Annotated in this window: 18 protein-coding genes; 4 read left to right on the top strand and 14 right to left on the bottom strand. The window is 36.9% G+C overall.

All coding sequences use genetic code 11. The features are described from left to right. Nucleotides 1-126: 126 nt before the first annotated feature. Both dcm and NST46_RS05970 read right to left on the bottom strand, forming a co-directional pair. Complete coding sequence (dcm, locus tag NST46_RS05965) at nt 127-1383, bottom strand: DNA (cytosine-5-)-methyltransferase (protein ID WP_341136904.1); 1257 nt, start codon at nt 1381-1383, stop codon at nt 127-129. 219 nt (nt 1384-1602) lie between these two features. Then, the gene (locus NST46_RS05970; RefSeq protein ID WP_341136905.1) at nt 1603-2025 is read right to left on the bottom strand and encodes an abortive infection family protein; all 423 of its coding nucleotides are present in this window, start codon (nt 2023-2025) and stop codon (nt 1603-1605) included. A gap of 250 nt (nt 2026-2275) precedes the next feature. Here NST46_RS05970 and NST46_RS05975 point away from each other — a divergent pair, with 250 nt between their 5' ends. Next, complete coding sequence (locus tag NST46_RS05975) at nt 2276-3391, top strand: IS4 family transposase (RefSeq protein ID WP_341136906.1); 1116 nt, start codon at nt 2276-2278, stop codon at nt 3389-3391. Nucleotides 3392-3520: 129 nt separating this feature from the next. Here NST46_RS05975 and NST46_RS05980 read toward each other — a convergent pair whose 3' ends face one another. Further along, nucleotides 3521-3823, bottom strand: coding sequence for a hypothetical protein (locus NST46_RS05980; protein ID WP_341136907.1), 303 nt, complete (start codon nt 3821-3823; stop codon nt 3521-3523). Between the two features lie 578 nt (nt 3824-4401). On the opposite strand from NST46_RS05980, the gene NST46_RS05985 reads away from it, so the two are divergent. Continuing rightward, entirely contained in the window at nt 4402-5877 is a 1476-nt protein-coding gene (locus NST46_RS05985; protein WP_341136908.1) for a MutH/Sau3AI family endonuclease, read from the top strand. A gap of 439 nt (nt 5878-6316) precedes the next feature. Next, nucleotides 6317-6556, top strand: coding sequence for a hypothetical protein (locus tag NST46_RS05990; protein WP_341136909.1), 240 nt, complete (start codon nt 6317-6319; stop codon nt 6554-6556). Between the two features lie 642 nt (nt 6557-7198). Here the strand turns inward: NST46_RS05990 and phnX are convergent. From phnX to NST46_RS06025, 7 genes are all read right to left on the bottom strand, one after another. Then, nucleotides 7199-7993, bottom strand: a complete 795-nt coding sequence (phnX, locus tag NST46_RS05995; RefSeq protein ID WP_341136910.1) for a phosphonoacetaldehyde hydrolase — start codon at nt 7991-7993, stop codon at nt 7199-7201. Continuing rightward, nucleotides 7990-9084, bottom strand: coding sequence for a 2-aminoethylphosphonate--pyruvate transaminase (locus NST46_RS06000; protein ID WP_341136911.1), 1095 nt, complete (start codon nt 9082-9084; stop codon nt 7990-7992). Before NST46_RS06000 ends, phnX begins: the two co-directional genes overlap by 4 nt. 28 nt (nt 9085-9112) lie before the next feature. Beyond that, nucleotides 9113-9955, bottom strand: a complete 843-nt coding sequence (locus NST46_RS06005; protein ID WP_303447079.1) for an ABC transporter permease subunit — start codon at nt 9953-9955, stop codon at nt 9113-9115. Continuing rightward, nucleotides 9955-10740: a PhnE/PtxC family ABC transporter permease gene (locus NST46_RS06010; RefSeq protein ID WP_341136912.1), complete on the bottom strand. Its 786-nt coding sequence runs from the start codon at nt 10738-10740 to the stop codon at nt 9955-9957. Before NST46_RS06010 ends, NST46_RS06005 begins: the two co-directional genes overlap by 1 nt. A gap of 12 nt (nt 10741-10752) precedes the next feature. Continuing rightward, nucleotides 10753-11517: a phosphonate ABC transporter ATP-binding protein gene (phnC, locus tag NST46_RS06015; RefSeq protein ID WP_341136913.1), complete on the bottom strand. Its 765-nt coding sequence runs from the start codon at nt 11515-11517 to the stop codon at nt 10753-10755. 82 nt (nt 11518-11599) lie between these two features. After that, nucleotides 11600-12631, bottom strand: coding sequence for a PhnD/SsuA/transferrin family substrate-binding protein (locus NST46_RS06020; RefSeq protein WP_341136914.1), 1032 nt, complete (start codon nt 12629-12631; stop codon nt 11600-11602). A gap of 18 nt (nt 12632-12649) precedes the next feature. Beyond that, entirely contained in the window at nt 12650-13783 is a 1134-nt protein-coding gene (locus NST46_RS06025; protein WP_341136915.1) for a phosphonoacetaldehyde reductase, read from the bottom strand. Nucleotides 13784-14019: 236 nt separating this feature from the next. Between NST46_RS06025 and NST46_RS06030 the strand changes: the two genes are divergently transcribed. Next, entirely contained in the window at nt 14020-14793 is a 774-nt protein-coding gene (locus NST46_RS06030; RefSeq protein ID WP_341136916.1) for a DeoR/GlpR family DNA-binding transcription regulator, read from the top strand. A gap of 137 nt (nt 14794-14930) precedes the next feature. On the opposite strand, the gene NST46_RS06035 is transcribed toward NST46_RS06030, so the two are convergent. From NST46_RS06035 to NST46_RS06050, 4 genes are all read right to left on the bottom strand, one after another. Continuing rightward, complete coding sequence (locus tag NST46_RS06035; RefSeq protein WP_341136917.1) at nt 14931-15257, bottom strand: hypothetical protein; 327 nt, start codon at nt 15255-15257, stop codon at nt 14931-14933. Between the two features lie 17 nt (nt 15258-15274). After that, a complete protein-coding gene (locus NST46_RS06040; protein ID WP_341136918.1) occupies nt 15275-16873 on the bottom strand; it encodes an FUSC family protein in 1599 nt (532 codons plus the stop codon). A 315-nt stretch (nt 16874-17188) separates the two neighbouring features. Continuing rightward, nucleotides 17189-18625: a glycoside hydrolase family 1 protein gene (locus tag NST46_RS06045; protein WP_095310194.1), complete on the bottom strand. Its 1437-nt coding sequence runs from the start codon at nt 18623-18625 to the stop codon at nt 17189-17191. A 52-nt stretch (nt 18626-18677) separates the two neighbouring features. Next, a complete protein-coding gene (locus NST46_RS06050) occupies nt 18678-19610 on the bottom strand; it encodes an ROK family protein (RefSeq protein WP_251659832.1) in 933 nt (310 codons plus the stop codon). Nucleotides 19611-19675 lie beyond the last annotated feature (65 nt).

The following is a 19675-nucleotide window of genomic DNA, read 5'->3' on the forward strand; positions in this document are numbered from 1 at the left end:
AACAATTTAAAAAGGGAATGGACAAAATTATGGATTATTTAGTTTAAATTTAAAAAAACCGTATGAAATCAATATTTTTAATTGAATTTCATACGGTCGATTCATTTTGAGAGGTTATGTTCGAGCCTAAAATAACTCTAACTGAACGATTTCAGTCTCATTTAATGTTTCAATTTCTTCTATACGTTTCCCCATTGTCTCTATAAGATCTACGACCAATGCATTACCCATACAGAAATACCTCATTCTATCAGTCATTCCCACAGTCCAATTATCATTAAATCCATTTAATCTTTCACATTCAATTGGTGTCAAGAATCTCTTTCTACCATTAACCTCAACTATATGAGTACTTCTATTTTTAGAACCTTCACTTGTGAGCATCGTCCGCCCAGGTAAATCTAAAGAATCCGTAGGGGACATTCCACCCTCTGAGAAAAAGTATTTGTGCCCATCTGCTGTTGTTCTTTCAACTTTCTTAGCACCACGTAAATACTCAAACTTCTTTTCTGTATCTTCAGTTAGATAATATTTTTCATCTATTTCTTCTTCGTCTAATAGAATATCTCTTAACGGGGTAGGCTCCATATACACAGGGTTGGTATGTGCCGTAAGAAATTTTCCATCTCTCATAATCCCAGAAGTATGAAAACCGAATGAATAGTTATCTGAAATATCAACTCTATCAGTTGGCAATTCTTCAATGTCACTTATTCTTCCTAAATAAGGGTCTTCCTTCACAGGAAATGCCTTTGCAAAAAAACCTTCCTTAAAGACAATTTCTTTTTTATCGAAATTATGTTGCTCTCTATCGAATAAAATATCTCTCTTATATGCAAATATAAATACCCTACGTCTTCTTTGGGCATGGCCATAATCTGCAGCATTAATTACACGCCATTCCAGGTTATAATTTAACTTATGAAAAGTAGCAAGCATCACCGCAAAATCACGCCCTCTTTGTTTAGAAGGGGATTTTAATAATCTATCGACATTCTCAAGAAGTACATACTTGGGGTGGGAGTTTTTAAGTATTCGTTCAATCTCCCAGAATAATACTCCTTTTATCCCTTGTATGCCTTTTTCTCCTGATAATGATCTAGCTACTGAATAATCTTGACATGGAAACCCACCTACGACTAAATCAGGAACAAGCTTTTGAAATACATTATCGGAAACTTTACTGATATCTTCATTACTGTGTATCCCATCTTTGAAATTCCGTGTATAGCATTCAAACGCATCTTGGGCTTTTCGTGATGGTTCCCACTGATTTGCCCAACTAATATCAAATAAAGCTTTGTTAGCTTTTTCTAAACCAAGCCGAAAGCCACCTACACCAGCAAACAATTCCACTACACGAAGCTTTTTTTGGTGTCCCATTTACGAACATCCTTTCGCTTTTCTTGCATTATAACTTATTTTATTAAAAAGATCAAGATCTTTGATTATAAATAATAAAAGGTTTTTCTATTCAAATCTTAGTGTATAAACTTATAATCATAACAGTTAATTTTAACATAGATATTATTAGTTTTCTATAATACTATTCCAGTAAAAAATATTAGATAAAAAATATTGTTGTCATTATATCGTATTTTATTATTCTTTGGCTACAACCTTTCCCATACTTCTTTGGTATTCATAAGTATGAAATAAAAAATTCACAACAGTTTTAGCTGAATTAACTACAAGTAAAGCATGGTGTAAATTAGGGGTAACTTTTCTTGTATGCATATCTCCACCTAAATTCCTCACTTCATTGAGTCCATGAACTACTTTTATTAAACCACTTAAAACTTCCTTCAAAGGTTTTTGTAGTATTTGATTACTAGGATCAAGATTCAAATGAGTTCGAACATCTTTGAAAAGTTCAGGCAATAAAGGATTATCTTCAACCTCTCTTCCTTCAAAATTAAATATAAGCTCTTTACATACTCCTTCAATTAAAGACCTTGCTGAAGTCAAAGCGCCCGAATAATCACCTGTATTAATTCTGTGTTCACACTTAGCGATGTCCTCCAATATATGGTCGTACCTTAACTCTTTAGGAACATCACATTCAATATGGACTATTTGAAGTTCAATATTTTGTATTTCTACGTAATCAATAAATGGGTTAAATAGTGAAGATCACTAGCGTTGCATTAATTAAAAGTAAATATTATGAATACCCAAAATGTTCACTAATTTACTGTTGTGCAAAGAAAAAGTCCTTTATAATGGATATAGTCAGGTGGTAACCCGTCCAAATCCAAAAATAAAGGACCAACTCATGGACAAGATTACACCAAAAACATCATTTGGACAATGGTTTTCATCCATAAATCTCAAAAAATTTGAAGATAATGTGAAAACCATGAAATTAGATTACTATACGAAAAAGTTAATGACAGAATCATTCTTAAAGTTATTACTTTACGCACAGCTGGAAGAAGTGGAGAGCCTACATGAATTAAATGCTCGCCTTTTCAATAACGACCTTCAAAAGAAAGTCGGTCTTGACTCGATTAGCGTCTCCCAGTTATCTCGTCGACTAAGCGGGTTGAATCCGGATATATTCCAGGGATTATTCCTTGATTTAGTATCTCAAATTCATGCAAAAACACACTATTCACAGCTGCACATGCCTTTAAAAATAATTGACTCGACCACCTTACCCTTGAATTTAACCAATCATCGTTGGGCTGAATTTCGGAAAACAAAAGCTGGTGTAAAAGTACATCTCAAGCTTGTGTTTATGGAAAAAGGGACATCCTATCCAGAGCAAACTGTGTTGACCAACGCGAAAGAACATGATCGTAGTCAGCTTGAGGTCTTGGTAGACGATAAAGAGTGCATGTACGTGTTTGACCGTGGATACCTGGATTATGAACGTTTAGACCGCATGACAGATGATGGCTACTTTTTCCTGACAAGACTTCGAAAAAATGCGTTTGTACGAGTAGTTTACAACTTTAAACTTCCTGAAGACTCAACTGTTTTATCAGATCAAATGGTTTTGATCGGGACATCGCAAAACCGTGCAGAAAACTATTTTCGGTTACTCAAAGTAGAAGATACAAAAGGAAATATCCTTCAACTTATTACCAATCGCTTTGATTTAAGCCCCGAAGAGGTTTCAGAAATGTACAAATCACGCTGGGCGATTGAATTGTTTTTCAAATGGATGAAACAGCATGTGAACATTAAAAAGTTCTATGGCCATAGCGAATCAGCCGTTTACAATCAGGTGTTTATTGCACTTATCGTATTTTGTTTGAATGTACTCATTCAACTCAAGACGAACAGCAAGCGAAGTTTATTACAAATCAGTCGTTATTTAAGAGCAGCCTTATGGAAGCCAGGTTATCTTTGGCTTCGTAAAATAGAAGGAAAAGGTGCATCTTAATAATAGAATGTCGCTGTCGCTATCGTTTAATTGTAAATATATTCCAAATGGATGGAGCCACCTTAAGTTGGGTATTTACTTTTTTGGCTTTCTTGGGAAAAATATTAAAACTGAAAATTCAGTTACTATTTATGCAACGCTAGTGAGTGAAGATATATATCCCATACTATCACCGAAATTACTGTTATAGTCGTATGCTATATATTGAATAAATTCCTCAACAGTTCTACAATCCTTTAATATCAATGGAAATTCAATTTCTTGTTCATCACTAAGCTTTGAAATTGTCAATCTTGCTTGCCTATAATCTTCATCAGTCAAAATCATATTAAAATCATCTATATCATATCGATTATTTTCTATAAATATTTCGTAAGTATGCCTTAAATCAATTTTACATTTTTCTAATAGAGAAACCGTAGAATTTTTCAATTATATCCCCCTATATTTATGATTAGTAACAGTTCACATCATTGATAAAACAAAATCTAAATTAAAAGAAACGATATAAAATCAAAGAATGTATATTGTATTTGACAATTTTATGCTGACATCATTTATACTTTGTTCTTAACTACGCTGGACAGAATATTAATTTTTTTTTTATTATTCCTCAAACAAATACTCCCCTTGTTCAAAGAAACCATTTAATTTTCACATTAGAATAGGATTAGAAATGGAAATCTATTATTTCTAATTTTCCTTACCATTACAGATTTTATATACAGCAACACTTTATATTTAATATGTGAACAAAACAGAATAAAACAACATAGTCACCTTATATAGTTCTATATTATCTAAACTAAAATTAGCCCTTCGACTACTATAAATCATCTATAAAATCATAATAATGAACACCCTTTCTATTACCTTATAATATAATTACTATTATAATGGTTGATAGAGAAAAGATCAAGATCTTTTAATCACTCTTTTCTAATCGGTTAACGAAAAGAGAATAAATACCATATCGTTTAAAAACTACACTAAAAAGGAGTCCTCTCATCATGGCCTTACATAAATTCTCACGAAAAGAATTGGATGAAATTTTAAGTAATGTTGTTGGAAAAACACTCGGTGAAGCTGATGTTAATAATGTTTTTGCCCGTACTATTAAACACCCCAAGATTACCGGAATCGCAGGTGATGTCGTAGAGCGCTCTATTTTAGGTTATCCATCTGATCAAGATAAGAATCCAGATTTAATTGTTGATGGTGTTGAAACAGAGTTAAAAACAACAGGAATTCGAAAGCCTAAAAGGAATAATGGCTATGATTTTGAAGCGAAAGAACCCATGACAATTACTGCTGTTTCTCCCAACTCTATTACTGAAGAGGAAGAGTATGATAAATCTAGCTTTTGGCATAAGTTAGAGCATTTGTTATTAGTTTATTATCATTATGATTCTTCTGAAACTGTTTCGGCTGCTGAATATGCAAACTTCTTCATCAAAGGATATCACTTTCATCAATTTTCTGATGAAGATAAGGAAATTCTAAAGAATGACTGGCTTATTGTGCGAGATTTTATTCAATTTTTGAAAGATACGTATGAAAAACCACAAGATGAGTATCCACGTATTTCAAGCGATCTTAAGAAAAAGCTAATGCTCATCGATACTTCTCCTAAATGGCCAAACCGACCACGTTTTAGATTAAAAAGAACAACCGTTTCAACAATTGTACAGAAACATTTTGGAGCTAAATTTGAAAAGCTAGATGAAACATATTCATCATTTAAAGAACTTGACGATGAATTACATCACCTTACAAAACAATATAATAATAAAACTGTTCGAGAATTAATGAATATATTAGATATTCCAATTAAGGTTAATAAAAAGGGTAATGTTTCCAAAAGCGTTACTGAGCAAATTATCGTCAAAATGTTTGGGGGGAAAGCAAAAAAACTAAGTAAAATCGAATTATTTAGTAAAATTGGTATTATTCCTAAAACAATCGTTCAAACAGATAAAGGATTACGTACAGAAGATATGAAACTGTTTCAGATTGACTTTAAAGAATGGACAAATCAAGATACACACTTTGATGAATCATTTGTATATAGCTATTTTAATGGTCAACAATTTCTTTGCATCGTTTTTGAGGAACCTTCAACAGATGCAAAGTTATTAGATAATAAATTCATCGGCTTTAAGCGCTTAGCAATAGACGAAAGTGTTTTAGAAAATGATATTAAGAATGTATGGGGAAAGATACGAGATTTAATTAATAATAATAAACTTATAGATGAGCCAGTTCTTGATAAAAATGGAAACCATCGTATTACTCCCAAAACAAAAATACCAATGACAGCACCTAATTTTCCAAAATCACAAGAGTATAACTTTTTTGTACGTGGGTCTGGTGAAGATGCATCAAAAAAAACATTAGTACTCAATGGAATCAGAATGTACCCTCAATATTTCTGGATAAAAGGCGGTGTTGTTATATCCATGCTGAAGGACATTGATTTCATTTAAGTCAGCACTGCCTTTTATAATAAAATTATACTTATTAGTGTTTGGACACCATTGTTCGATGGGAAAAAGGGCTAACCCCTTAAATATTATGATTAGAAAAAGAAATGCGAAAAAAACGTTAAATAATCGACATGTAAATTTATTGGCACTTCTTATATAAACAATTACAAATAAACCAAACGAATTATTTTGATATAATGATTGATTCCTATAATAACAGTGGAAAAATAAGCGACTCTCAATCATGAAGTATCTATTCACTTTCCTAACACTTTTTTATAAACGCCGAAGTGCCTTTTAAATCTGGATCTCTATGCTTCGACCCGTTCCTTTATAAGTAATCTGTGACTTATCGTCTTTTTAGGCTAACATTAAATGGATGAATATATTATTTTAAAAATTATTGTTATAATTGATTTAAAACGGAAAGGGAGCTTTTATGGAATGGCAGATACCTCCACATGGAGGAATGTACAAGCTTGTTGCAACAAGGAAACATAAAGGTGACATTGGTTTAATCGTGCTCTATAATGGGCAACGGAGAGAATACAGTTGGAGAAATGTTCCCAATCTGAAGGATAAAGAATTAAAGAGTTACTTATTATCCATGAGTGAAGGGATAAAGAGAGGGATTTATGATGTTGCTCTTTTGGATGAAGAATTGGGCCCCCTATTTTAACGGGGCTTTTTTGTATGTTGGCTATAGTTTCCTTAACCTTCTTTTTCATTCTTTATTCTTTATTCTTTTCCCTTCTTGTTTGTCTCGCTCTGTTGTCAAAAATTCTTGATATTTACCCAAATCAACTAATTATATTTTGCTATATTTGTAAACAGTTTTGATGTCAGTAATTCTCCACAAGCCTAAGCAACAGAACCACTCCCACTAACCTGCATCGCCGCCTGCAAATCCCAATCTCCTTCTGAACCTGCGGAATACGACTTATCTTCGGCGGCTCCATTTGTTTCGCTGATTTCGCCATCATTTTAAAAAAAGCATCAGTAGTGCTAAATCATCATCTTTAATAATTGATAGCTCCTGCTTACTTGATGCAAGTTCCAACAAATAGACTAACTGTTCAATCGAAAAAAACGTAAATCATGGATTTGGAATGTATTTTCTGCCATGAATATTGCATTTGGTGTAATGAAACTTACAGCAATCGCATATTCAACAATTTATCGAGCTTCATGAGAATTCCCTTAAACGAAAAGGCATTCGATAAAAGATAAAAAGAACCCTTTTAAAAACCACCAAACAAAACAAGGCCAGTCCCCACCGTTCTACAAAAACGATGAGGACTGACCCTAAATCCAACTTCACTTACTCTAAAATAAGCTGATTAATTTGCTCAATTACCCCAGGCAACTCGCCCATTGACTTGATTGTAAAATCTGCGCCATGTTGTTTAAAATTTTGTTCTACTTTACCGATAATCTCTTCTTGCTCCACTTCAGACAGCACATCAAATTCAGCTTCACTTAGTCCCATTTCAGAGCTGCCGATAATAACACCTACTGCCCAAACTCCTGCACTGTTCGCCTCTGCAAAATCTGGGATGGTATCCCCTACTTTTACAACGTTCCGAGCCGCTGATAATTTTAATGCTTCCATGTTTCGGTATATCATATAAGGGTACGGTCTTCCTAATGAATTTGTTCCATCAGGTGTGATATAAAAATCTGGGCTATAGCCTTTTTTCGCTGCTTCTGGCACAACAACATCCATCATCTTTTGCGTGTAGCCGGAAGTGGAACCAATTTTCAGCCCTTGGCTTTTTAAGCTTTCCACCGTCTCAAGAACCTCTGGCTTCGGGTCGGTATACGTTGCTAATGTTTCCAATAAAGATGATTCAAACGCATTAAATAGATCCTCTACATCTTGCTCATTAAATGCTCTTCCATATTTCGTTTCCCATAAACCGGAAATTCTCGGCATCTCGAGCATCGCACGAATATGGTCAATTTTTAGCAGTCCCATTGGTTCTCTTGCCTCTTCTATTGTCACGTCTATTCCTGCATTTTTAAAAACATTAACAAATGCATTTACCGGTGCAAAACATCCAAAATCAACTGTTGTTCCTGCCCAATCAAATATTACGCCTTCAATTTTTTTCATTTTACCACCACTCCCATATATTCTTCGATTACACTGCATAATGTTTCGATATCTTCCTCATAAATTTCTCCAATGTTCCCAATTCGGAATGTATTGACTTCTGTCAGCTTTCCTGGATAAAGTACAAATCCTCTCTCTTTCACATAGAAATAAAAGTCCTCAAACTGAAAGCTGTCATGTGGGAAAAGAAACGTTGTAATGATTGGTGATTGCTTTTCCTCCGTTATATACGTCTGGAATCCAACCTTCGCTAATTTCTCCCGTAATAGTTGATTATTATGCTGATAACGTTGAAATCTTGCTGGAATCCCTCCTTCTGCTATTAATTCATCAATTGCTTTGGAAAATGCTGCTACAACATGGGTTGGTGATGTGTAACGCCATTTTCCATCCTTGTCCATTTCCTTCCATTGGTCATACAAATCTAGTGATAAGCTACGAGCATTCCCTTCGCATGCTTTCAGCTTATCCAGCTTAGCAATGACAAAGCCAAACCCGGGAACACCTTGGATACATTTGTTGGCACTGCTAATTAAATAATCAATACCGAGAGCACGGACATCCATTTCCACTCCAGCAAAACTGCTCATCGCATCGATAATCAGTGTTTTATCATATGCTTTAGCAAGATCGGAGACCATCTCAATTGGATTTAGTATTCCTGTTGTTGTTTCACAATGAACCATGACAATATGTGTGATCTGCTGGTCCTCTTCTAAAATACGTCTTAACTCAGCTTCATCTGGATATGCATTGTATGCAACACTATATTGCTCGTATTGCAGACCAATAGAATCAGCTATTTTGACAATACGCTCTCCATAAGCTCCATTCGTTATGATTAATGCTTTATCCTGCTTTTTCAATGAAGTTGTCATCACCGATTCAACTGTGAATGTACCACTTCCTTGCATTAATACCGTTGTATATTCATCAGCTGTCACCCCTGCAAGGTCAAGGAGCTGCGTTCTTATTTTTTGGGTAATGTCCTTATAATCTTGATCCCATGTACAGCGATCAAACAGCATTTCCTCTTTCACTGTAGCTGTTGTTGTTAATGGGCCTGGCGTTAAAAGCTTGTAAGAATTCATGTTTTCTATATCCTCCTTCATCTATCATTTAATCAGAAGTTGCTGGAAAGAAACGTTTTTTCAAACGAGTTGAAACTACTTCTAATAGAATGGCAACAATGAGAATGGCGTAGGTAATAAAGCCAACCTCCCGCATATCAAAGTAGAAGCTGGAAGCCATAAATAAATCAAATCCAATTCCGCCTGCTCCAGCAGCCGCTCCCATTGCCACTGCCACACCAAAGTTGATTTCAAACCGCAGGAAAACCCACGATAATAAATAGGTAAATGTAGATGGTAAGACACCACTTTTTACGACGTGCCACCAGTTCCCACCAGTTGATCGCACTGCTTCCAAGATTCCCTTATCGACTTCTTCAAATGCTTCCGAAAATGCTTTAACTAAATATGCAATCGAATGAAATAACATACCGAGAACCGCCGCTTCACTTCCAAGCCCTGCGGCAATCGCAAAGATCAACACCCATAATACGGTTGGAACAGCCCGAATAAATGCAACAAATACGCGAATAATTCTAGTTAGCCAGACAGGTGCTAGATTTGTTGCAGCCATTAAAGAAAGGAAAAAGGCAATAATGGCGCCAATAATCGTAGCTAAGAATGCTAGACTAAGCGTAATCCCAACTTGATAGATGGCTTCTCTTAAACTGAAATGACTTAATGCCGGCTCAAGAAACATCACTTTCAAGTTATACGCTGTTTCCGAAATCGCTGTGCCTAATTCCAGTCCTGCATAGTTAAAGAATAGAAAGGAAACAACTGTCAAAAGGGTTAGAACAACTACGGTCCATCGTAGAACTCGCTCACCTTTATTACCCGATTTTATATGAATACGACCGTCTTTCTTTCGCTTTATATAGGTTGCTTCCATTATAGAATCACCTTCCGTACGTAATTTGAAATAAGGTCGACCATAATAACGATAATGACAATACATAATGTCACAAGCGCTACGGCATTATAATTTAACATCTTATAATACATATCAAAGGTATATCCAATTCCTGTCCCCGTTAAGATTCCTACCAATGTAGCATTTCGAATGTTGGTTTCCACCATAAACAACACCCAGCTGATCATCTGCGGCAAACTTTGCGGAATAACAGCCTTCCCTACAATTTGGAAATAGGTAGACCCTGTTGCAGTCAATGCTTCAACAGAACTTTGGCTCGCTTCATCAATCGACTCAATAAATGCCCTCGTTAAAAACCCTACCGTCCCAACAAAGAGGGCGAGAAAGCCTGTTACGGAATTTTGCCCAAAGGAAATGAGCAAAACCAATGCCCATGCAACAACTGGGATATTTCTTGATATGGATGCAATAAAACGGGCAAATACACTTAAAAAATTATTTACTTTTGTCACTTTTGAACCGAATACCCCTAAGAAGATTGAAACAACAGCTGCTATCGTTGTTGCCGCTATCGACATAAAGGTAGTTTCAGCTAGTTTTTCCAGGATGGTTGGCAATTTATCGAGCGTTTCCTGTGTCACAATGAGATTAGAAAACATCCAGCCGATAGCTTTCGGGATTGTCGCTAACCCATCTACAAAGTTAAATGATGTAATAGCTGCTGATAAATAGGTTAGAACGATGATGATGAGAAGAAAGATTACTGTCTGCCATCTGTTTTTTCGCATCTTTTTTTCATTCACAGTCATCTCTCCTTACGCTGTTATTAAATCTTCCGTTTTGGACCCGTAAATTTTATTAATTTGTTCATCATAAAGTTCATGACTTGTTCCAGTAAATACAATTTCACCTTTATTTAAACCAATGATACGGTCTGAATAATGTTGCGCCACATCCACTTGATGTAAATTCACCAAACACGTAATGCCCATTTCCGTACTGATTGATTTTAAAAGATCCATGATAATCTTAGAGGAATTCGGATCCAGTGAAGCAATCGGTTCATCACATAAGATAAGTTTTGGTTCTTGAATAAGCGCTCTGCATATCCCTACACGTTGCTGCTGACCACCACTTAATTGGTCACATCGCTTATATGCATGTTCATGAATTCCCAACTTCTCCAGCAGGTGAAAGGCACGTTCTTTTTCTTCTTCTGTGTATTTTCCTAACAGTCCCTGCAGTGTTGTTTTATAACCAAATCGACCATGAAGAACATTCTCAATCACTGTCAAACGAGGCACGAGATTATAGTGCTGAAACACCATCCCAATATTCGCTCGTAAATTTCGTAATTCTTTTTTATTTAAATTTCCAACATCATGTTTGTTAAACATAATCTTTCCTTCATTAAATTCAACCATTCGATTAATGCAACGCAGCAAGGTAGATTTACCAGCACCAGAGGGACCAATGACAGAAACTAGCTCTCCTGCGTTTATTTCAAAATGAATATTCTTTAATATTTGTTTGGCGGCTGTATATGATTTTCCTTGTCCTTCTACTTTTAACAATGACATGTGTATTGACTCCTTTTTAGAGCATATTGAGTAAGATTACGCATCGTAAGTACACGCTTCCTGGTTTCATTTCCCTCTAATGTTATTTGGAAATTTCGCGAATTGGATCATACCATTCATCTTCCACTGGCAATAGTCTTTCTTTGTCACTTTTGGAGAATAAAGCGCTCTGTTCTGAATCTTCAGGGGCAAAGATTTTTTCATTAGTTGCTACTTCATCCGAGGTTAATAGTTCTTGAATTTTATCAAAATCCGCTTGTCCTAAGACATCCATATTCACAACAAATGGTTCATTTAATACTGGGTTGGAGCTCATTAATGTAAATTCTTTGCCTGTAACTGCATTGAAAGGTTCGGCTGCATTTTCTTTCACGCGATAAACCGCACCAGCTGTATTTTCTTCCCCTTCAGCAAGCTCCACATATTCTTCCACACATGTATCACAGAATGCTGCAACATCTGCATTTCCCGATAACAAATTGACTGCGGAACCTTGGTGAGAGTTGCCAAATAATACTTGGGAAAACAACGGCCCGCTTCCCATTAAATCCTCTTCCGTTAAATCTGCATATGCTTCTTGTTGCGAGAAATGTTCAATAATACTGGATGATGGAACTTTAAACCCTGATGTTGAACTGTTTGATACGAATGAAAATCTTGTATCTGCAATCGTATCAAGAGAGAATTCCCCATTTTGTTTAAACTTGTCTTGCTCGTCCACATTCACCGCTAACCAGCTATAGTATTTAGCATCATCCAATGTTCCGGATTCACCAGATTTTACGGCTAGCGTTTGAACTGCATCATTTCTGTTATTTGCTTCTACATATCCTTGTGAACCCATGAATGCAAGGTCCGCATTGTTGTTGACTAACGTTTCAATCGCAATCGAGTAATCCGTCGTTAATTGATGTTCTACCTCTTTACCTGTAGCCTCTGAAATAAGTCTTCCAATTTCATCACGAGATGATTTCAAATCATTACCAGACTCGTTCGGATACCAAACAATTTTAATCACATCATCTGCTGTTGCACTACCACTATTACCGCCACCACATGCCGTTAACAAAGCAATAAATACGAGAAGCATTATCAATAAAAGTTTCGTTTTCATATTTTACACTCCTTATCCTTAATAAATAGATAGTAGAATCTGTTTGACATCTTCCTGTGTTAAAGCAACTGGGTTATTATCCATTCGGCCCTTTGTAAAGGCGTTTGCGGCAACTTTCTCGATTATTTCTTCATTCGCATTGTAATCCCTGAGCTTGCTTGAAGAACCTGCAAGCTGATGAAAATGCTCGATAAGGCCTTGAACTTCACTGCAGCTGCTTACGCCAAATGCTTGGAGCAGCTTATCGTTTTCCATAATCGAGTCAAAATTGATTTTCATTACGTTGGCCAATGTAATGCTTGCTGCTATTCCATGGACCATTCCAAGTTCCAGTGTCAGAGGATAGGACATGGAGTGGCATGCTGTTGTTCTTGTATTGCTAAAGGCAAGACCTGCGTACAAGCTGCCCAAAGCCATTTCATTTCTATATGTAAATTCATCGGGCTGATTTATTACCTTTTCAAAGTTGTCAACAATACGTTTGATCGCTTCTAATGCATAGATTCTTGAAATTTCATTGGAGCTTTTTGACCAATAAGCTTCCGTTGCATGACATAATGCATCTAAAGCTGTTGAAGCCGTTAATTCTTTTGGTAATGAGACTGTAAGCGTCGGATCAATGATGGCTGCATATGCATATAAGCGTTCACTATCAATCGACATTTTCACTCCGTTAGCGCAATCCCAAATCGTTGCCCAGCAAGTAACCTCAGAACCCGTACCTGATGTTGTAGGAATGCCAATCCATGATACGATGTTTTGATTTTCTGCATATTGCTTTTGTTCAATCATGGTACGTAATGCAGAGACAGACTCTATTTTCATATCCTTTAAAGCAGCCAATGATTTCGAAAGATCCAGAACACTGCCTCCTCCAATCCCTACGATGCATTGATAATCAACGTTTTCAATTTGCTTATAGTTATGAAACAAGTCTTCCACATCCGGATTGGATATGTTCACTTCTATTTGCTTTACTTCATAATTCTCAAGGTATTTATAGAGATTACGTCCAGCGGCAGATTCTGAAAAGTCGCCTCCTCGATGTAAAAGGACAATCTTGCTGAGTTGAGGTTTGATTGTATTTAGTACCTCTTCCATGACATCTATGGTATCTATTTTAATGTTGACAGGATTGTAATAGTTTCCCATTATGCTATTTCCTCTCTTTGTTCGTATTTTCTTTTGCGGTACAGTGCAAGATTAATCGGTATTTTGCTGTTTTTCAAGGGGTTTTACAGTTTATTTACATAACATTAACGCTTTTTACAAAGAATACGCGCAATTTTTACTTTACAAAATGCTTTTTTTTGCATTATTTTGCTTTTTTATATTGTGTGTTATGATTTACATACATGAAATATAGAGGCAGATGGGAGAGCTGGATGATGTTACAGGAGCAAAGACATCAAATGATTGAATCCTTTTTAAAGCAGCAAAAAGCTGTAAAAGCTTCAGAGCTTGCTACTTTATTAGATATCTCTATTGATACTGTACGGAGGGATTTAGAGGTTCTTGAGAAAAAAGGAGTCGTAAAACGAGTACATGGAGGGGCTGTTTTAACTCAAAAAAGTGATAATGCATTAAACAGACTTTTTAATGAAAGAGAAGTCAAAAATCGAGAAAAAAAACAAGAAGCTGCTTTCGTAGCGATTGAATTGATTGAAGAAGGACAGGCAATTGCTCTAAACGGCGGGACAACGACGATCGAAATTGCGAAGGTACTTGTTAACAAATTTAAGCGCTTAACAATTATTACAAACGATCTTCGGATTTTATCTATTCTTGGGGAAAATAAAAACTTCAACGTTATCCTCACCGGTGGCTTTTTTAATCCAGAGGAATACACGTTATATGGGAAACAATGCGAAGAAATCCTTTCTAATTTTAATATTGATATTGCTTTTATTACGGTAAACGGATTATCACTTGAACATGGTTTAACAGATTTCAGAATGCACGAAGTAGGCGTTATTCAATCCATTATCTCACGCTCAAAGCATAAAGTAGTCGTTGCGGATGCGTCAAAGTTTGAGACATCTTCTTACATCAATGTATGTCCACTAAAGGATATTGATTTAATTGTTACGGATAGCTCACTTCCATCTGAAATCGTGGAGGAATACAGTAAACAGGATATTCGGATTCTTTCGCCACACTAATCAGAAATAATGGTAAATTCACTGTCACTGTTTCATTATCTATTCCTGAACAGCAAGGTACGCGACAATTTCTGATATAAACGGTTTAGAGTCAAAGGCAGAATTTGTCGCGTTCGACTAATTAAATAGAGTATCCTCTACGCCAAACCACTTCCAACCTGCATGGCCACCTGCAAATCCCCAATCTCCTTCTGAATCTGCGGGAAACCCGGAATCTCTGGAACACGCCGAGTCTCTGGAGACTCCATTTGTTTCGCTGATTTCGCCATCATTTCGAAAACAAGCATCAATTGTGCTAAATCATCATCTTTAAGAATGGGTAGATCTTGCTTTCTTGATGCAACTTCTAATAAAAAGCCTAACTGCTCAATCGAGAAAATAACAGACCATAATTGCTCTAAAGCTTTTTGATTACGTGGGATTTCTCCTAAAGCTGTACGATAAACAAGACTTAAATTCTTCAAGTTGGTGTGCATTTTCTTTATTTCACTACTGCCCGTAATATCCACATCGTCCCTCGTTCAGAAAACATGAAAGCCATCAATTGCATCTGGCTGCGGATTGTTTTAGCAATTAGATGCGGAAGACGGCTGGATGCCGATTTTCTGCCGATAAAGAATATGCCAATAAGTCCAATCGCACAACCGATTAGAATATCTGTAATCCTTGCTGTCGCAAAGAAACGCAAATCATAGATCTGGGACGTATTTTCTGCCATGAATATTGCATTTGGTGTAATGAAACTTACGGCAATCGCATAATTCCTTGGGATAAATAGCTCCGTCAAGAAAGTGAGCAACCAAATAATCAAAATGATATAGATGCCATCTGGATGGGTGGAAAGAACGAGAGCCGCAATCAGGACACCGACAATGGTTCCAAATGACCTTTGGATGGCACGATGAAACGTTGTGATAATAGTTGAACCTAACATAACAGCGCCACATGATAATACAATCCAATAAGAACGGTCAAATTCAAATGAAAAAGCTATGAGGGCTGCAATAAACAGGATAAAGCCATAACGAATCGCAGAAATAAAGACGAAGGAATTTTTATGAAAGCTTCCTGCTAGGGTCTCTTTCAGCGAACACCTGGGAACACGGATTTCTTCCTCTAATCGTAATCGCTCATCGTCTCCATTTAAAATAAGCACTGCTTCATTTACCATCTTTTCTAAACGAAGATTGATTCCCGTATCCGTTTCATTTATGAACGGCATTGGTTCACCCGAATGTTTGTCCATTTTATTCGCTAACGTGCGAAGCATTTGGGCAATTGCGGATAGTTGCTTTTTATCAGGTATTGCATAGAATTCGATAATCTCCGCATAAATTAGATTTGCTTGCTCATATAAATAGTGAAGTTTTCTAAATTCAGCCGAATTCTGCCAGGAAATATACGCTCTGGATAACGTATCTCCAGTATCTTTTAACGTTTGCAGGGCTCTTTGTCTTTCTTTACTAAACTCAGCTGTCCCTATCACATCGATTAAAGACCCCAGCTCCATATACACACGCTTGATGGCATTTCTCTCTGGACCATGGGGATTGATAAACCAGCCGCTCATTGCAAGAACCCACGCGAAAGCACCACCTATTAAAGTAAGCCCTGCTCGCATTGGTGCTAGGGAAGGGTCAATCGGCATTGCTGATGTGATGGTGAAGACTAACACAAAGAATATTGCCGCAGGTCCTGGAATTTTCAAGGCCCCAAATAAAAAAGTAAACAGAAAACCAAGTACACCAGTCATCAATGAGAATATAAAGGGGTAAGGTGCGAGCAGCATTCCTAGACCGATTGATAGCGAGAGACCAATCATGACAAAAAATAACTTCTTCGCCCGCTCTGCATACGGTTCATTAAACATATACAGGTATGTAAAACCGCCAATTCCAGCTGCAAGACCGGATTGCAAGTCGTCAAGCATTAGTCCTATCCATGCGGGAAACGCGGCACTGACACCAGCAAGAATTGCTTTATTCCATGGCAAGGGATTTCTTTTAATTTCAAATGCTTGGATTAATGTTTTTAGGAATGGTGAATCTGTGAAAGTTGTATGTTTGTTTCTTTTCCCCATCCCAGACACTCTCCTTTGAATTACCGTCAATCTATGTTAATCATTACACAATTGAATGTAAGGTATGATTCTAGTATAGGATAAATACAACAGATTTATAAAATAAAACTTTTCGGCGTTCAAAGTTGAATATGTTCAATAGGAATAAGATTTGAAAATTTATGCTAACTTTTATCGTCCACATAAAATAAAAACACAACATAATTAAAAATATGTTGTGTTTAAATGATAACAATAGAAAGCAGAAGGACAGCCACCTGCTCCCCCTAGTTTAAAGGGTTGCAATAGGCCAGCCCCCGTATTTATTAGATTCAATTACAGTTTGCTTCCATTCGTCTCAATGACTTCTTTATACCAATCATAACTTTTCTTTTTGATGCGGCGCAGATCATGGTTACCTTCTTCATGTTGATTAACATAGACAAACCCGTAGCGTTTTTGGAAGCCATTCAGCCAGCTTAACAGGTCTGTGAACGACCATGTACAGTAGCCGAGTATGTCTGCTCCATCGCTAATAGCTTCTTGTATCGCTTTTACATGTACGTGAAGATAATGAATACGATAGTCATCGTTAATGACATCGCCCTCCTCGAGCTTATCATATTCTCCTAAGCCATTTTCACTGATTAAAATTGGTAATTGATATCGATTTGTGATGCGGCGCAGGGCGATTCGCAGTCCAGTTGGATCGATATTCCAATCCCAGTTTGTTCTTTCGAGATTTTCATTTTGAACGGTTTTATAAAGACCTGGTACACCTGTATCTTGTGTCGTGCCTTTCTTTCCGGATGTATTCATTTTCCCTTCAGATACACCGTCTAATGGATTCTTCTCAAAAGTAGTGGTTTGGTAATAGTTCAATCCCATAAAATCGGGTTTACCTTCTTGTAATAATGCAGCGTCACCACTTTCGAGTGTTGGAGCCAATCCTTTTCTTTCTAAGTATTTCCAAGCTGCCTGAGGGTACGCCCCCCAAGCATAGACGTCCATCCACCAATGCGCATTTAACTCTTCTGCATTTTCCGCGGAAAGGATATCCTCCGGTTTTGAGGATGCTGCATAAGAAGGAGAATACGCAAAGCTTGGACCTATCTTTCCATCCGGTACATATTTACGGAACTCTTTGATTGCACTTGCATTTGCGAGATTGGCATGATGGTTAACTTGATAGAAGAGCTTCTCATCCTTTACTCCCGGAGGATGAAGGGCCGTTCTGTATCCGAAACTAGTAAAAATATTTTGCTCATTCAAGCTTACCCAATATTTAACACGATCGCCAAAATGCTTGAATAAAGTAACCGAATAATTGGTAAAGTCCTCGACAATCTCACGGGATTCCCAACCACCGTATTCATCTTGAAGCGCCTGTGGCAAATCCCAATGATAGATGGTTAAAATCGGTTCAATTTTGTTTTTAATCAGTTCATCAATTAAATCACTATAGAATTGGATACCCTTTTCGTTTACTTCACCTTTCCCTTCAGGAAAAATACGGGACCATGCAACAGAAAATCGATACGCTTCCAAGCCCATTTCGGCCATAAGGCGAACATCTTCTTTATAACGATGGTAATGATCGACTGCTGTATCACCTGTTGTCCCTTTAAAGGTTTTACCCGGAATCCGAACAAATTGGTCCCAGTTGGAAGGTCCCTTTCCATCCTTGTCCCATGCACCTTCTACTTGATAGGCAGCAGAAGCAGATCCCCACATGAATTTACTTGGAAAAGGTTCTAATTTTTTGTGTATCATCTTATTCCCTCCTATGTATCTATTTTGCTCGCTTCATGTTAACGTTTACTTATCAACTTAAAGCTTCACGCTGTTCGATGGATTGAAGATTTTGATTTCTTTGTAAGAAATGATACAGTGCTCCAATTAAATTGGAGTCATTGCCAAACTGGCATAGGTGTACTTGAATATCTAAACATGCATCACTCGGTTTCATAACCTTAAGCTTTTCATTAATTTGATCAATAAACCCTTCACGTTTACTAATTGCGCCACCAATTAATATTTTTTCAGGGTCAATAATATACTGCAGGTTATAAATCCCTACTGCTAAACGTTTAATGAATTTTTCAATTTCATCCTGTACTTCTAGGTCGCCCCCATCCGCCATCTTAAACACCGTTAGGCCATCAAGCGTATCTGGGTCCATGTTTTTTCGCCCTGCAACCTGCATAACCAAGCCCCGAGTTGCAGCCAGCGAGCTCCAGCTCTCCCCAATTGGCTGGTTCAGATAATCCTCGAGAATCATATAACCGAATTCACCGCTGAAAAGACTGTTGCCATGACGAACCTTACTATCTAATACTACTGCCCCACCAATTCCAGTTCCGATAACAATACAAATGTAGTCATTAATTCCTTTGGCAGCACCAATCCAGCCTTCTGCTAATCCCGCACAATTCGCATCATTTTCGAGTTCAACCGGAAGTTCTGTTCGTTCCTGGATCAGTTCCTTCATATTTGGTCCATGAATATAGGAAATAGCCGTTAATCCTTTAATATATCCAGATTCCACATCTACCGCTCCAGGCATACTTAAGGCGATGCCACTTAGTATGTGACTTTTTTGAAATTCCTTCACCACTGAATCAATTGTATTTACAAAAGATTCAATGCCGTCTTTCGGTGTTGGAATAGAAGATTTTTCTAAAAAATGGCCTGCCCCATCCATAAGAGAATATTTTATTGCGGAACCACCAACATCAAAAACTGCATAATAGTTCACCAAGAACCCTCCTAACATCCTATACATATCCTGTTGTTATTTTTTTAAAAATCAAGCATGAACCA

This window comes from Oceanobacillus sp. FSL W7-1309 (assembly GCF_038002145.1).
Taxonomy (GTDB): Bacteria; Bacillota; Bacilli; order Bacillales; family Amphibacillaceae; genus Oceanobacillus; species Oceanobacillus profundus.

Coding starts and splice junctions, on each gene's coding strand:
- NST46_RS05985 (WP_341136908.1), top strand. CDS start 4,402: ATGGCCTTACATAAATTCTCACGAAAAGAATTGGATGAAATTTTAAGT.
- NST46_RS06005 (WP_303447079.1), bottom strand. CDS start 9,955: ATGGAAGCAACCTATATAAAGCGAAAGAAAGACGGTCGTATTCATATA.
- dcm (WP_341136904.1), bottom strand. CDS start 1,383: ATGGGACACCAAAAAAAGCTTCGTGTAGTGGAATTGTTTGCTGGTGTA.
- NST46_RS05975 (WP_341136906.1), top strand. CDS start 2,276: ATGGACAAGATTACACCAAAAACATCATTTGGACAATGGTTTTCATCC.
- phnC (WP_341136913.1), bottom strand. CDS start 11,517: ATGTCATTGTTAAAAGTAGAAGGACAAGGAAAATCATATACAGCCGCC.
- phnX (WP_341136910.1), bottom strand. CDS start 7,993: ATGAAAAAAATTGAAGGCGTAATATTTGATTGGGCAGGAACAACAGTT.
- NST46_RS06000 (WP_341136911.1), bottom strand. CDS start 9,084: ATGAATTCTTACAAGCTTTTAACGCCAGGCCCATTAACAACAACAGCT.
- NST46_RS06040 (WP_341136918.1), bottom strand. CDS start 16,873: ATGGGGAAAAGAAACAAACATACAACTTTCACAGATTCACCATTCCTA.
- NST46_RS06030 (WP_341136916.1), top strand. CDS start 14,020: ATGTTACAGGAGCAAAGACATCAAATGATTGAATCCTTTTTAAAGCAG.
- NST46_RS06045 (WP_095310194.1), bottom strand. CDS start 18,625: ATGATACACAAAAAATTAGAACCTTTTCCAAGTAAATTCATGTGGGGA.
- NST46_RS06025 (WP_341136915.1), bottom strand. CDS start 13,783: ATGGGAAACTATTACAATCCTGTCAACATTAAAATAGATACCATAGAT.
- NST46_RS06020 (WP_341136914.1), bottom strand. CDS start 12,631: ATGAAAACGAAACTTTTATTGATAATGCTTCTCGTATTTATTGCTTTG.
- NST46_RS05990 (WP_341136909.1), top strand. CDS start 6,317: ATGGAATGGCAGATACCTCCACATGGAGGAATGTACAAGCTTGTTGCA.